Here is a 14,404-nt window from a genome sequence, read left to right as displayed (position 1 = left end):
TAACGACGTGGATCACCCGAAATGGATCACCCGTACGGGAGAATCCGCGCCTCGGAGATGGCAATATGGCTCTTTGTGCGACGATCCGCCGACATTCAGCGCGAGGCCATCGACGGGCCCGACTGGTGGGGCAACGCTGTCTTCTACCAGGTGTACGTCCGTTCGTTCGCCGACTCGAACGGTGACGGCGTCGGAGACCTCGAGGGCATCCGGCAACGGCTGGGCTACCTGGAGCTACTCGGGGTGGACGCCCTGTGGCTCACGCCGTTCTTCCGTTCCCCCATGGCCGACCACGGCTACGACGTCGCGGACCCCCGGGACGTCGACCCCCAGTTCGGTGACCTGGCGGCCTTCGACCGGCTCATCGAGGACGCCCACGCCGCCGGCATCAAGGTGACCATTGACCTGGTGCCCAACCACAGCAGCGACCAGCACGTGTGGTTCCAGGAGGCGCTGGTGGCACCGCCGGGGAGCCCGCAACGTGACCGCTACATCTTCCGGGACGGGCTCGGCTCGGACGGTGAGCTGCCCCCGAACAACTGGACGAGCATCTTCGGCGGCCCGGCGTGGACCCGCGTCGCCGACGGACAGTGGTACCTGCACCTGTTCGCGCCGGAACAGCCGGACCTGAACTGGGCCAACCAGGAGGTCTGGCTGGACCTGGAGACGACGCTGCGGTTCTGGCTGGACCGGGGCGTCGACGGCTTCCGCATCGACGTGGCGCACGGCATGGCCAAGCCGGCGGACCTGCCGGACATGTCCGAGGACGCCGACCAGGGCTCGGCCGTCCTGCACGACAACCGGTTGGACCCCCGCTTCGACAACGACGGTGTGCACGACATCCACCGCATGGTCCGCAAGACGCTGGACCAGTACAGCGGGAAGGTCGCCGTCGGGGAGATCTGGGTGAAGGAGGACCACCGCTTCGCCCGGTACGTCCGTCCCGACGAACTCCACCTCGGCTTCAACTTCCGGCTCGTCGAGGCGTCCTTCGACGCCGGGGAGGTCCGCGCGGCGATCGAGCACTCGATCGCCGCGGTCGCCGAGGTGGGAGCTCCGCCCACCTGGACGCTGTCCAACCACGACGTTCCCCGGCACGCCACCCGCTACGGCGGCGGCGACCTGGGGGTGCGGCGCGCACGGGCCATGGCCCTCGTCCAGCTCGCCCTGCCCGGCACGATCTACCTGTACTACGGGGAGGAGCTCGGGCTGCCCAACGTCGAGCTGCCCGACTGGGCCCTTCAGGACCCGATCTGGCGGCGGTCGGGCGGCACCGACCGGGGGCGGGACGGCTGCCGCATCCCGATGCCGTGGGAGGGCGACCAGCCCGCCTTCGGTTTCTCCTCCGGTGAGACGAGCTGGCTGCCGATGCCGGAGGAGTGGGCCGCGCTCACGGCGGAACGCCAGCTGGAGGACCCGGACTCGATGCTCTCCCTGTACCGGAGGGCGATGGAGATCCGCCGGACCCACCCGGGATTCGCCGGTGACCAGGTCGAGTGGTACGGGGCGCCGGACCGCTGCTTCGCGTTCCGCCGCAGCGAGGGGCGGCTCATCTGCGCGTTGAACACCTCTGACGCCTCGGTTCCGCTGCCGCCGGGAGAGGTGCTGCTGGCCAGCGGCCCGCTCGACGACAACGGGGAGCTCCCCCCGAACACGGCGGCCTGGCTGCACTGACCTCGACGTGCCCGGCTGGCCCTCCCCGTGGAGGGCCGGCCGGGCACCCGTCGACCCACAGGCTCAGAACAGCAACGGCAGCAGCGCGTGCCGCCGCCGCACCACCGCTCCGAAACGCGCGTCCATCCGCAACCAGGAGTCCGTGGCGCTGACCCTGATCAGGTCGTCTGAGTCAGCGCCGCCCACGAAGCCCATCCCCGACAGGGAGAACAGGCACCGCATCGGGACCTTCACCTCGAATCCGGAACCGCTGACGGTGAGCACCGCCTGGTCCAACAGCGAGGCAGGCGGATTCCCCTTGGGACCGGCGTTCTCCCTGGCCACCGCCACCCCACGGTCCGCGAGGTCGGACACCACCCCGGCCGGCAGGTCGTCGACGCGGACCCACCCGTCGGCGGGGGGAAGGGCCGAACGCCACAACAGGTCCTGGGGAGCGCCCGGGTCGACGCCGTCCCCCCTGCTGACGGCGAGCGAGGCCAACAGCTCGGACCCGTGCACGGTGAGGTCGTTGGGGTGGACCGCTCCCCGCACCGACCTCGTCACCAGGGTGTCGAAGGGAGTGGCCATCCACGCGTCCAGCACCTCGGCTCCCGGTTCCCCCGACCGCGTCCGCAACCGGATCGCGCACTGCTGGTCGAGCCGGACGGCCCTGGCCACGAACGCGCCGAGATCGTCACGTTCGCTGCCGTCGGCCAGTCGGAGTTCAGGCACCGCCGACCCCCGACCCCTCGGAGGCCGCCCCGGTGGCCTTCGGCCGGCGGGGCTCGTAGCGCGGTCCCTCCGGGCCCGGTACCCACTTGCTCAGGTACTCCACCTCGACGGGGCTCAGCCGTCGTGGCCGGCCCGCGTCGACGTCGAAGGGCACCAGCACCGTCCGCGCCGACGCCGCCACCGGGTCGGACGCCCCGGGCCCCTGTCGGAGCGCGTAGTCCAGGGTGAAGGACGCCGTGCGCACCTCGCGCACGGCGATCTCCGCCCGCAGCGGCGCCCCGGTGACCACGATGGGCAGGTGGTAGTCGATCGCCAGGTGCGCGATCACCACCCCCCTGGACAGTTCGTCCAGGCCGGAACCGGCGGGGTGATCGAACAGCAGGCCCACCCTCGCCTCCTCCAGCAACGTGACCATCTTGGCGTTGTTGACGTGCCCGAAGGAGTCCATGTCGGACCAGCGAGGTGCGATGTCGGTGACGTACGCGGCCAAGTCAGCGCGCCCTTTCGTTCACATCCGTACGAATTCCCGGCAGCCTAACCGCGGCGAGGTCCACCCGTCACCGCACCATGCTCCGGATCTGCCTGGCCGCGACCGAGAGGGTGGCCAGGTCGTTGCGCCCCGACCGGTCGATCTCCCGCAGCGTCGACCGGGCCCTGGCCAGCCTGGAGGCGTTCGCCTGCTCCCACTGGGCGATCTTGTCCGCGGCCGCGTCACCGGGCTCGCTGCTGCGCAGCACGTCCAACGCGATCCGCCGCAGCGAGGAGTAGACGTCGTCCCGCAACGCGAGCCTGGCGAGGCTGTGCCACCGGTTCCCGCGCTCGAGCGCGCTGACCGAGTGGAGCAACTCGTCGATCCGCAGGTGCGCCGACACCGCGAAGTAGGTCTCGGCCGCCTCCTGGGGGCTGCGCTCCCGCTCGACCCCGCCGTCGCGCTCGGCGAGTTCCGCCACCTCCACGATGTCCAGCAGCGAGTAGGTGTTCAGCAACGCCGCGACCCTGCTGGCCAGTTCCGGCGGGGTGCCCTGGTCGACGAGTTCCGCGGCCCGCCCGGACACCACCTCCCGCTCGCTGCCCAGCAGCAGCTCCGGGACCTTCGGACCCAACTCGGCGACCGTGGACGCGAAGCGGGTGACCTCCGCTCCCACCGCCAACGGCTGGGGACGGTTCGCCAGCAGCCAGCGCACCGCCCGGTCCAGCAACCGACGCGTCTCCAGCGTCAGCTCGTCGGTGACCGTGGAGGGAACGACGTTGTCCAGCTGGTCGATCGCCCGCCACAGCGACCCCATCCCGAAAACCTCCTTCACCACGGCGAAGGCGCGAACGGCGTCGGTGGCGGTGGCGCTGGTCTCCTCCAGCAACCGGTAGGCGAAGGAAAGCCCAGCCCCGTCGAGGACCTCGTTGACCAGCAGGGTCGTCGCGATCTCCCGACGCAGCGGGTGCCGGAGGATCTCGGCGTCGAACCGCTCCCGCAGCGGCGTGGGGAAGTAGGCGGGAAGCCGGCGCAGGCACATCTCCTGGTCGGGCAGGTCGCTGGCGAGCAGCTCGTCCTTCAGGGCGAGCTTGACGTGCGCCAGAACGGTGGCCAGCTCCGGGCTGGACAACCCTTCCCGCGCCTTCTCCCTGGCCTTGATCTCCTCGGAGTCCGGCAGGGCCTCCAACTCGCGGTCGAGCCCGTGCCGTTGTTCCAGGTGGTGGAGCAACCTGGCGTGCACGGACAGCATCGGCGCCGCGTGCGAGCGCGCCACCCCCAACACCCGGTTCTGCTCGTAGTTGTCGGCCAGGACCAGGCTGGCGACCTCGTCGGTCATCTCGGCGAGCAGCTCGTTGCGCTGTTCGCGGTCGAACAGGCCCCGGGCGACGAGCCTGTCGAGCAGCACCTTGATGTTGACCTCGTGGTCGGAGCAGTCGACACCGGCGGAGTTGTCCAAGGCATCCGTGTTGATCTTGCCGCCCGTCCGGGCGAACTCGATCCGCCCCCGCTGGGTGAGGCCGAGGTTCCCTCCCTCGCCCACCACGCGGACCCGCAGGTCACGGCCGTCGACGCGCACGATGTCGTTGGCCTTGTCCCCCACGTCGGCGTGGCTCTCGTCCGCCGCCTTCACGTAGGTGCCGATACCGCCGTTCCACAGCAGGTCCACCGGTGCCAGCAGGATCGCCCGCACCAGCTCCGGCGGGGACAGCTTCGTCACGCTCTCCGCCAGGCCCAGCGCCCGGCGCATCTGCCGGCTCAGCGGAACGGACTTGACCGTCCTCGACCACACCCCGCCTCCGGCGCTGATCAGGCTGCGGTCGTAGTCGTCCCAGCTCGACCGCCCCAGGTCGAACAGGCGTCGCCGCTCCGCGTAGGAGCTGGCCGCCGCGGGGTTGGGGTCGACGAAGATGTGCCGGTGGTCGAAGGCGGCCACCAACCGGATGTGCGGGGACAACAACATCCCGTTGCCGAAGACGTCCCCGGACATGTCACCGACACCGACCACGGTGAACTCGTCCCGCTGCGTGTCGACGCCGAGCTCACGGAAGTGCCGTTTGACGCTCTCCCACCCGCCCCGGGCCGTGATGCCCATGGCCTTGTGGTCGTACCCGGCCGACCCGCCCGAGGCGAAGGCGTCCCCCAGCCAGAAGCCGTAGGACAACGCCACCTCGTTGGCGATGTCGGAGAACGACGCCGTGCCCTTGTCGGCCGCGACCACCAGGTAGGTGTCGTCCGGGTCGTGCCGCACCACTTGGGGTGCCGGCACGACCTCCCCGTCCCGCAGGTTGTCCGTCAGGTCCAGCATGCCCGAGATGAACGTGCGGTAGCAGGCGATGCCCTCGGCGAGCAGCGCCTCCCGGTCCACCCCCGCGTCCCCGGTGCGCGTCGGCGGCCTCTTCACCACGAAGCCGCCCTTCGCGCCCACCGGCACGATCACGGCGTTCTTCACCGCCTGGGCCTTCACCAACCCCAGGATCTCGGTGCGGAAGTCCTCACGGCGGTCGGACCACCGCAGGCCGCCCCGGGCGACCGAACCGAACCGCAGGTGCACGCCCTCCACCCTCGGCGAGTAGACGAAGATCTCGAAGGCCGGTCGCGGCTGGGGCAGGTCCGGCAGCGACGCCGGGTCGAGCTTGAAGGCGAAGTACGGCAGCGGCTCCCCCGTGGCGTCCCGCACGAAGTAGTTGGTGCGCAGGGTCGCCATGATCAACGCGCGGTAGGACTGGAGGATGCGGTCCACGTCCAGGCTGGCGACCTCGTCGAGGAGGTCCGTGATCTCCTCGGTCTGCTCGTCGACGAGTTTCGCCCGCCCCTCCTCGGACACCTCCGGGTCGAACCGGGCCTCGAACAGGCGCACCAGCGCACCGGTCAGCATCGGGTTGCCCAGCAGGGTGTCCTCGATGTAGTCCTGGCTGTAGGGGGTGCGCACCTGTCGCAGGTACTTCGCGTAGGCGCGCAGCAGCGCGGCGTGCCGCCAGGTGATCCCGCACCGCAGCACGAGGGCGTTGAAACCGTCCACCTCGACGTCGCCGCGCCACGCCGCGACGAACGCCTCCTGGAAGCGGGTCTGCACCTCGGCCAGCTGGTCCCGCTCCCCCTCCGCGAGGGCGCGGGGGTCGAGCCGGAGCCCGAAGTCGTAGACCCAGCACTGGACGCCGTCGTGCCGGTTGACCTCGTAGGGCCGCTCGTCGACGACTTCGACGCCCATCCGCTGGAGCACCGGCAACACCTGGGACAGCGTGACCCGCTCGCCCACCATGTACAGCTTGAAACGGCGCTCCCCCGGCGCCGAGTCCGCGGGGGCGTAGAACGAGATGTCGAGGTCGCCCGGCCCGCCGAGGCGGAACAACCGGTGCAGGTCGTCAAGCCCCTCGGCGGCCGTGAAGTCCTCCTTGTAGGCCTCGGAGAACGCCGACGCGTACTGGCGGCCCCGTTCCAGGGCGGTCTCGGAGGCCGTGGTCTCGTCGTCGGCGAGGCGCTCGGGGTCGTCCCTGCGGCGAACCACCTCCTCCACCATGAGGTCCTCCCACGTGCGGGAAACCTCCAGCAGCCGCTGTTGGAGGGCGGCGGTGTCGACCTGGACCGGCTCACCGGGAGTGGTGCTCACCACGAAGTGCACCCGGGCCAGCTGCGACTCGCCGATGCGGGCGCTGTACTCCAGCTTGTGGCCCCCCAGCTCCCGGAGCAGCACCTCCTGCATCGCCAACCGGCTCGTGGTCGTGTACCGGTCACGCGGCAGGTACACCAGGCAGGAGTAGAAACGGCCGTAGGGGTCGCGGCGCAGGAACAGCCGCAGCATGCGGCGCTCGGCGATAGCGAGCACGCCGGAGATCGTCTCCAACAGCGTGTCCGGTTCGGTGGAGAACAGCTCCGCCCTCGGGTAGTTCTGGATCTCCTCCAACATCCTGGTCCCCGAGTACGACTCCAGGGGGAACCCCGCCCGCCGCACGACCTCCCTGGCCTTGTCCGCGACGACCGGGATGTCGAGGACGTCCGCGTGCAGCGCCGCCGGGGTGAACAACCCGAGGAAGCGGTGTTCGCCGTTGACGTTGCCCTGGTCGTCGAAGGTCTTCACACCGACGAAGTACGGGTGGGTCGCCCGGTGCACGGCGGAGGGTTCGCTCCCCTGCGTGAGCACCAGCAGGGTGGGGGCCAGGGCGTGCGCCCCGCCGTCGGGGGCGGCTCCCAGCCCCTTGGCGTCCAGGCTGTCCCGCCGCAGCACCCCCAGACCGGACCCGAGGACGACGCGCAACGCGGGTTCGTCCCCGTCGCCCGTGCCGTGCACCAACTCGTAGTGCCGGTAGCCGAGGAAGGTGAAGTGGCCGGTGGCCAACCAGTCCAGGAGTGAGGCGCCCCGTCGGACCTCGTCCGGGTCCAGCGGCGGCGGCGTCCGCCGCAGTTCGGCGGCGAGGGCGTGCGCCCGCTCGGTCATCCGGTCGGTGTCCTCCACCACCTCGCGGACGTCGTTGAGCACCGCGTACAGCCGCTGCTCGACCTCCCCGAGCACCTCGCCGTCCCGGAGCTGGGCGATCTCCAGGTACATCCACGACTCCACCAGCGCGTCGGGTGGCGGGGACGTGGGATCGGCGTCGGCCAGCACCTCGAGCAGGTCACCGGCCAGGTTGCGACGCACCACGACGATGGGGTGCACCACCCGTTGCACCTGGACCTGTTGGCGGTTCAGGCCGGACACCACCGACTCGACGAGGTAGGGCATGTCGTCGGTGACCAGCTGGATGGCGGTGCTGACGGTCTCCGACACCCGGCCGTCCGGGGTCAGCGACCGCAGCGCCGGCCGCCCCGGCACCCGCGAACGGGCGAGGTCGAGGTGGGCGCGCAGGATGGCCGCCAACCCGGCGGGGTCGTAGTCGGCCAGCTCGTCGCCGGGAACGTGTCGGTAGTAGAGGCGCAGCAGGTCCTCGACGTCGGGCACCGCCGACGCGGCCTCGTTGAGCAGGTCCTCGCGATTGACGTCCGACCCGGTCGACCGGTCCACCGGACCGGTCGACATCCTCGCCGCGTCACCCGCGGCCTGAGACTGTGCTCCTGTTGAGCTCATCACCAAACGACTCCACACTGTGCGGTACCCCGTTGTACCGCGACCGTCTCCACCCTAAGCGTGCCCCCGGTGGTGGCGGGCCGACGGGTAGACGCGGACGACAGGCGGCACGGTGGTGACCGCGGTCTGACGATCCGTTGCGGAAACTGCCCACGATGCTAGAGCCTGGTCCCGCCGACGCTCCGCCGGAGACGGGCCAGCGAGACCCAGCACACGTTCGTCCGCTCCACTCGAACCGGACTCGGGGGCTTCCCGCGTGCGCTGGCCGAGGCCGCCCACCGCGGTTGGTGTCCCGGGTGGTCCCGTTCCGGTGCCGGCCCCGACGGGTGGTGCCCCAGCTCAGGTGGTGTGCGAGATGCCCTCACGCTCGGAGGGCGGGCGGTGGCGCGCGGGGCGGTCGGCGGGGAACGCCTCAGTCCGCCGGCGGCGTCCACCGCCGATTTCGCGGCCGGGGACCCTCCGCCTCCGGCGGCCCGGTGGGGGAGCCACCGGACGGCGCCCGCCAACCGTTCGGCTCCCCGTGGTGGCGCGCATCCGTGGTCGCCCGGTGCGTACCGCCGGAACGCGTCGGCTCCGGAGTCCGGTGGGCGGCCCGACCGGACACGAGCGGGCCGCTGGGGTCCGGGTCCTGGTCCGGGTCCGCTTGGTGCCGAGCGGCGACCCACCGGTCGAGCCCCGGATCGACGTCGTCGTCCCCCGAGCCGCGATGCCGCCCCCTCAGCACCTCGGAGGCCCCGCCGGTCATGGTGGGGGCCGCCTCCTCGTCCGCACCGGGCGTCGGGGCGGCTGAGGTGGGCGCGCCACCGGGTCGGCCGTGCCGCCGAGTCGGGCTCCCGATGGTGGTTCCGTACGCCGGGAGCACCGGCGCGGCGTGCTGATCTTCGACGGCGCCTCCCGGCCGCTCGAGGGCCGTCCCCGTGCCGTCCTCGTGGCGCGCTCGCCTCCGCCGCCGCCCTGTCGTCAGCCCCTCCTCCTGGACGGTCTCCGCACCGGGGACGGACGAGTGCCGGGGCGCCGGAGCCGGGGCCGGCGGGCCGGACACCTCCGCTTCGACCGCCCAGGTCAGAGCGGGTTCCGCGACCGGGTGGGCGCCGCCGGCCTCCACGACGGGAGCCGACGCCCCTGGCCCATCCAGCAGGTACTCCCGGCCGGGATCGGGGGGAGGGGGGACCGCGGAACCGGTCGGGGCGCCCGGGCCGTCGGACACGCCGTGGACCTCGGACCGCGTCGTGCCAGGCCCCGACACCTCGTGGGGCAGGGACGGCGCGACCCGCCATTCGGGGACCGGGGTCTCAGCTGCCCCGGCCAACTCCTGGTGATGGCTCGTCCGCCAGGAGAGGTCCCCACCCGGTGATGGTCCCTCACTGACCGCGGTCCTCCCGGGTGGTTCTCGTACGGCGTTCTCACCTGCCTCGCTCGTCGGGACGAGGGCGCCGTCCTCCCCCCTCCGTCCCGCCGACGCCGAGTGCCGGCCGCCGGGAGACGCGTGCGGCCGGGCATCCTCGGTCAGCGCCTCAGGGTGGTGGCCCGGTCCGGTTCCGGCTGCCGCGCTCCCGGCGGGGGCGTCGTCCGTGCCCTGGCCATCGGTCGGGTTCGCATCGCCCCTGGCGCACCACGCACCGCCCGGGCTCCGGCCGGACCCGCTGGCGCGCCGCCCCTCACCGCCGTCCACCCCCGTCGGCCGGTCGACCCAACACGCGGGGGGCGGGCCCTCGGCGGTTGACGTGGCATCGGTGGGCGCTGGGCTCGACGGGGGCTCCGCGTCCGCCCCCGCCGGCGGGGTCAGGCCCCGGGGCGGGTGGTCGGCCCCGACGGCAGGGGCCGCCACGGGCCCCTGCCCGCCCGTCACCGAGGGATGGGGGAGGTCCGGGGGTTCCGAGGGATCGGTGGGCACCGCCCGCAGATGTGCTCGCTGCCGGGAACGCTCCTGGTCGATCCGCCGGCGCAGGGACTGGCGGGTGGTCTCGTAGGCGACCATCGCTCCCGCGAGGAGCTCGGCGAGACTGGCCCCGCCCAGATCGTCCCCGCTCGCCACCGGGGAGTGCGTCCCCGGATCGGCCGAGGCCACCGGCATGGGCTCGGCAGCTGGGCTGGAGGAAGCGCTCTCCCCCCGCGCCCCAGTACCGCGACCAGCCGATGTCGTGGTACCGCGACCAGCCGATGTCGTGCCGTCCGGCCGCTCGGCGGGCGGCGGCCCGTCCGCACCACCGCTCGACCGGGTGCCGGCCGCCGGAACGGTCGCCGCTGACTGGCCGGGCCCGGTGAATGCCCCACCTCGGGGCGGCTTCGCCCCGAGGTCCGGCTCGTGCCCGGCGCCCCAGGCCCCCGATGCCCTCGCCACGTCTCCGACCGGGGCACCGCCCCCTCCCCGGTGTTGCGGGCAGGACTGGCGCGGTGCGGCAGGGCCGACGGCTGTCCCCTCGGTGGACGGTCCCGTCTCGACGGGCAGCCCGACCGCCCAGGGCCGGGCCGGTGCGGCGTCCACGGCACCCGGCTCACCCGGAGCCGAGGCGGACGGGGTGGGCGGGGTGGAGCCGGCCGCTGGCCGGTCGCGGTCGGCACCGCCGGACTCGTCGTGGTCATCGCGCCCGCCCGCCAGGAACCCGCGGGGAGCCGGGTCGTCGGGGGGAGGTCCGTGGGCCACCTCGGGAGCGGGGCCCTCGCCGGCCGACCACGACTCCACGGGCACCGAGAACGGATCGACCGCAGGATCGAAGGGCAGCTCCCCCGGCTCATCCGAGGGAGGTGACGACACCACCGGCGGTGGTCCGCCGTCGGGCAAACCCCGAGCACCGTGGTCAGGCGGGCCAGCCAGCTCGAGCTCCCCGTCCCCGGGGCCCCGCCCCGAGGGAGGGGTCGCGCCGTGGTCCCGCCGCTCCGCCGCGCCGATGCCCCGGAACAGGTCGAGGGTGCTGCCCAGCAGGCCACGCCGTGCCTCCTCGACGGCACCGCCGGTCAGCGCGAGGAAGCCGCCCCCACCCGAGGGGTCAGCCGCCGGGGGCAGCGGTGGCGCGCCTGGCTGGCCAGCGGGCGACCAGCTCGCCGGCTCACCGGCACCCGGCAGCCCGATGCCCGGGTCCCACTGGTCGAAGGGATCGTCGGCGGACGACCACGCGGGGGGACGGCCAGCGGGCTCGGTCTCCACCGCGTCAACCTGATCCGTGCCGGCACGCTCGACGTCCCAGGCGGCGGCGCGGCGCCGACCGCCGCTGCCCTCGTCGACCGACCTCCGGCCACCATCGGACCACCGGCCGGCCGCCTCCCCGGGGACCAGGTCGTCGGCCCCGAGCGGCGCGCCAGGCCCCCCCTCGGGTTCCGGCCCGTCCACGGCGGAGGGCTCGGTGGTGGAACCAACGGAAGTCCCCCCGGGGAGGGCTCCCCCGGCGCGCGACAGGTCAGGCTCGTTGGCGGCCCGGTCAGCCGCCCGGGTGGACGCCGGGTCCTCGGGCAGCGGTTGGCCGGGAGCGGACGACCGCGTTCCGCCAGGACGGCCCGAGGCTAGGGCCGCTGCGCCCCCATCCCAGACCTCCGGGTCCTGGCCCACACCTCGGCCCACCCGGAACCGGCTGAGGAAGGGCGAGTCCTGCTGACGCTCCCGTCGACGGCGGCCGGCGACGCGAGACGAGGAGGAAGCACCAAGCCGGTCCGCCTCCCCCAGCACGGTGAGCAGGTCGCCGACCCCGTCCTTCCCCTCCGCCGAGTCGGCGAACTCATCGGCCAGCCGGAGGCGCGCGGTCCGCACCTCCCGCTGCGCCCGACGCTCCGCGGCATGGGCGGCCCGCAGGCAGTCCAGGGCCTCGGTGGTCTCGGCGAGCCTCTCGTGCACGAAGGACAGCTCACGCATGGCCTGTGACAACAGCGGGTCCAGGCGGTGGTGCCTGGCGTCCTCGGCCACGGAGACCAACAGCTCCCGAGCGCATTCGGCGTCCCCAGCCGGCAGCCGAACGCGGGTGGCCAGCAGGATTCGCAACCAGCCGTGCGAGGACAGGGCCGGCAACCTCGCCGGCGCGGCCAGCAGCTCCTCGGACACCGCGACGGCCATGCGGGGCTGGCCGGAGTCCAGGAGCGCGTTGACCAGCTCCACGACGAGACGCCCCCGAACCCGCCCGCTGTCGCGGGCCGGCGAGTCGAGCTGCTCGAGCAGCCGGAGACCGTCCCGCGCCGACAGGATCGCGGCGTCCAGATCGCCCGCCCTCCGCTGGCGTCGAGCCCACGCTCCCCGCACCGCCGCGCGTCGCGACCAGGTGGCGTCACGGTCCGCCTCGCCCCCGTCGCAGAGCTCCTCCGCCTCGGTGAGCACCCGCGCCCACTCCGACTCCCCGGTATCCCCTGGTAACAGCGATGCCAGTTCGAGCAAGGCGTCCGCCCGCGCACCCGACGCCACGCCCCCGGCGGCGAGCACCGGACGCAGGAGCGGCACCGAGACCGCCGGCGACCCGAGTCGACGAGCGCTCCTGGCCACCTGCACCCGGAGCTCGGCGAGGAGCTCGGTCTCCTCCGACATCTCGGCCCGGGCGGTCCCGGTAGCACCGGCGAACCACCGTTCGAGCAGCCGCAGGGCCGGCACGGCCCGTTCGGCCGCCGCCGGTTCGCGATCGAGCCGGCTCAGGGCATAACAGGCCACCGACTGGGCCCGGGACCAGGTCAGGTCCCGGGCCGTCCCACCCATCGCCGCCGCCCGGTCGGCGAGGACGAGGGCGACCTCGGGCGCGCTCCAGCGCAACTCCCGTGCCGCACGCACGAGTGAGTCACGTTCGTCGCCTGCTGGCGCGGCGCCCCAGGCCGCCGTCATCCGGTCTCCGATCAGTCGCGCGTCAGCTTGCGATGGGTGACCCGATGCGGGCGGGCCGCCTCGACGCCGAGGCGCTCCACCTTGTTCTGCTCGTACCCCTCGAAGTTGCCCTCGAACCAGAACCACTGCGCTGGGTTCTCATCCGTACCTTCCCAGGCAAGGATGTGGGTAGCCACCCGGTCCAGGAACCACCGATCGTGGGAAATCACGACGGCGCAGCCGGGGAACTGTTCCAGGGCGTTCTCCAACGACGACAGGGTTTCCACGTCCAGGTCGTTGGTGGGCTCGTCGAGCAGGATCAGGTTCCCACCCTGCTTCAGGGTGAGGGCCAGGTTGAGGCGGTTCCGCTCCCCACCGGAAAGCACCCCCGCCGGCTTCTGCTGGTCCGGCCCCTTGAAACCGAACGCGCTCACGTAGGCGCGGGAGGGCATCTCCACGTTGCCGACGTGCATGTAGTCGAGCCCGTCGGACACCACCTCCCACACGGTCTTCTTGGGGTCGATCCCGGCCCGGCCCTGGTCGACGTAGGAGAGTTTGACGGTCTCGCCCACCCTCACCGAACCGGCGTCCGGCTCCTCCAGCCCGACGATCGTCTTGAACAACGTCGTCTTGCCGACCCCGTTCGGGCCGACGACACCGACGATGCCGTTCCTCGGCAGGTCGAAGGACAGGTTGTCGATCAGGACCCTGTCGTCGAAGCCCTTCTGGAGCTTGTCGACCTCGACGACGACCGTGCCCAGACGCGGACCCGGCGGGATCTGGATCTCCTCGAAGTCGAGCTTGCGGGTGCGTTCCGCCTCGGCCGCCATCTCCTCGTAGCGCTGGAGACGGGACTTCGACTTGGCCTGCCTCGCCTTGGCGTTCGACCGGACCCAGGCCAGCTCGTCCTGGAGGCGCTTGTGCAGCTTCGCGTCCCGCTTGCCCTGCACCGCGAGCCGCTCGGACTTCTTCTCCAGGTAGGTGGAGTAGTTGCCCTCGTAGACGAACGCGCGTCCCCGGTCGAGCTCCAGGATCCAACCGGCGACGTTGTCGAGGAAGTACCGGTCGTGCGTGACGGCGAGCACGGCACCGGGGTAGCTGGCGAGGAACTGCTCCAGCCACAGCACGCTCTCGGCGTCCAGGTGGTTGGTCGGCTCGTCGAGCAGCAGGAGGTCCGGCTTGCTCAGCAGGAGCTTGCACAGCGCGACCCGGCGGCGCTCACCGCCGGAGAGCACCTTGACGTCGGCGTCCGGCGGCGGGCACCGCAGGGCGTCCATCGCCTGCTCCAACTGGGAGTCGAGGTCCCAGGCGTCAGCGTGGTCCAGCTCCTCCTGGAGCCTGCCCATCTCCTCCATCAGCTCGTCGGTGTAATCGGTGGCGAGCTGCTCAGCGATCTCGTTGAAGCGGTTCAGCTTGGTCTTGATCTCCCCAACGCCCTCCTCGACGTTGCCGAGAACCGTCTTGTCCTCGTTGAGTGGCGGTTCCTGTTGCAGGATCCCGACCGAATAGCCCGGTGACAGGAACGCGTCACCGTTGTTCGGCTGGTCGAGTCCGGCCATGATCTTGAGCACAGACGACTTTCCGGCCCCGTTCGGGCCGACGACACCGATCTTGGCGCCGGGGTAGAACATGATGGTGACGTCGTCAAGGATCACCTTGTCACCGTGTGCCTTGCGCACCTTTTTCATGGTGTAGATGAACTCGGCCATGGCCGCGA

At 72.2% G+C, this 14,404-nt stretch carries 6 protein-coding genes; 1 reads left to right on the top strand and 5 read right to left on the bottom strand.

Going from position 1 to position 14,404, the window contains the following annotated elements; all coding sequences use genetic code 11:
• Positions 1 to 21 precede the first annotated feature (21 nt).
• Positions 22 to 1,674 carry a glycoside hydrolase family 13 protein gene (locus C1701_RS18240; protein WP_248783847.1) on the top strand — a complete coding sequence of 551 codons (1,653 nt, stop codon included), beginning with the start codon at positions 22 to 24 and terminating at the stop codon, positions 1,672 to 1,674.
• Between the two features lie 63 nt (positions 1,675 to 1,737).
• Here the strand turns inward: C1701_RS18240 and C1701_RS18235 are convergent, their stop codons facing one another.
• The 5 genes from C1701_RS18235 to ettA form a co-directional block, all read right to left on the bottom strand.
• Positions 1,738 to 2,385 (bottom strand): hypothetical protein, encoded by a 648-nt coding sequence (locus C1701_RS18235; protein WP_026418547.1) that lies wholly within the window; start codon positions 2,383 to 2,385, stop codon positions 1,738 to 1,740.
• The gene (locus tag C1701_RS18230) at positions 2,378 to 2,875 is read right to left on the bottom strand and encodes an acyl-CoA thioesterase (protein WP_026418548.1); all 498 of its coding nucleotides are present in this window, start codon (positions 2,873 to 2,875) and stop codon (positions 2,378 to 2,380) included. Before C1701_RS18230 ends, C1701_RS18235 begins: the two co-directional genes overlap by 8 nt.
• A gap of 67 nt (positions 2,876 to 2,942) precedes the next feature.
• The gene (locus C1701_RS18225; protein WP_422647001.1) at positions 2,943 to 7,916 is read right to left on the bottom strand and encodes an NAD-glutamate dehydrogenase; all 4,974 of its coding nucleotides are present in this window, start codon (positions 7,914 to 7,916) and stop codon (positions 2,943 to 2,945) included.
• Positions 7,917 to 8,328: 412 nt separating this feature from the next.
• Positions 8,329 to 12,708 (bottom strand): hypothetical protein, encoded by a 4,380-nt coding sequence (locus tag C1701_RS18220; RefSeq protein ID WP_337661809.1) that lies wholly within the window; start codon positions 12,706 to 12,708, stop codon positions 8,329 to 8,331.
• Between the two features lie 11 nt (positions 12,709 to 12,719).
• Entirely contained in the window at positions 12,720 to 14,396 is a 1,677-nt protein-coding gene (gene ettA / locus C1701_RS18215; protein WP_026418550.1) for an energy-dependent translational throttle protein EttA, read from the bottom strand.
• Positions 14,397 to 14,404: the final 8 nt, after the last annotated feature.

This window comes from Actinoalloteichus sp. AHMU CJ021, assembly GCF_002895405.1.
GTDB classification, from domain to species: Bacteria; Actinomycetota; Actinomycetes; order Mycobacteriales; family Pseudonocardiaceae; genus Actinoalloteichus_B; species Actinoalloteichus_B caeruleus.
This window is presented reverse-complemented; position numbering and strand designations above follow the sequence as displayed.

What these genes read in the sequence shown, in the direction of transcription:
- C1701_RS18225 (WP_422647001.1), bottom strand. Translation starts at nt 7,916, where the DNA reads ATGAGCTCAACAGGAGCACAGTCTCAGGCCGCGGGTGACGCGGCGAGG.
- C1701_RS18240 (WP_248783847.1), top strand. Translation starts at nt 22, where the DNA reads ATGGATCACCCGTACGGGAGAATCCGCGCCTCGGAGATGGCAATATGG.
- ettA (WP_026418550.1), bottom strand. Translation starts at nt 14,396, where the DNA reads ATGGCCGAGTTCATCTACACCATGAAAAAGGTGCGCAAGGCACACGGT.
- C1701_RS18220 (WP_337661809.1), bottom strand. Translation starts at nt 12,708, where the DNA reads ATGACGGCGGCCTGGGGCGCCGCGCCAGCAGGCGACGAACGTGACTCA.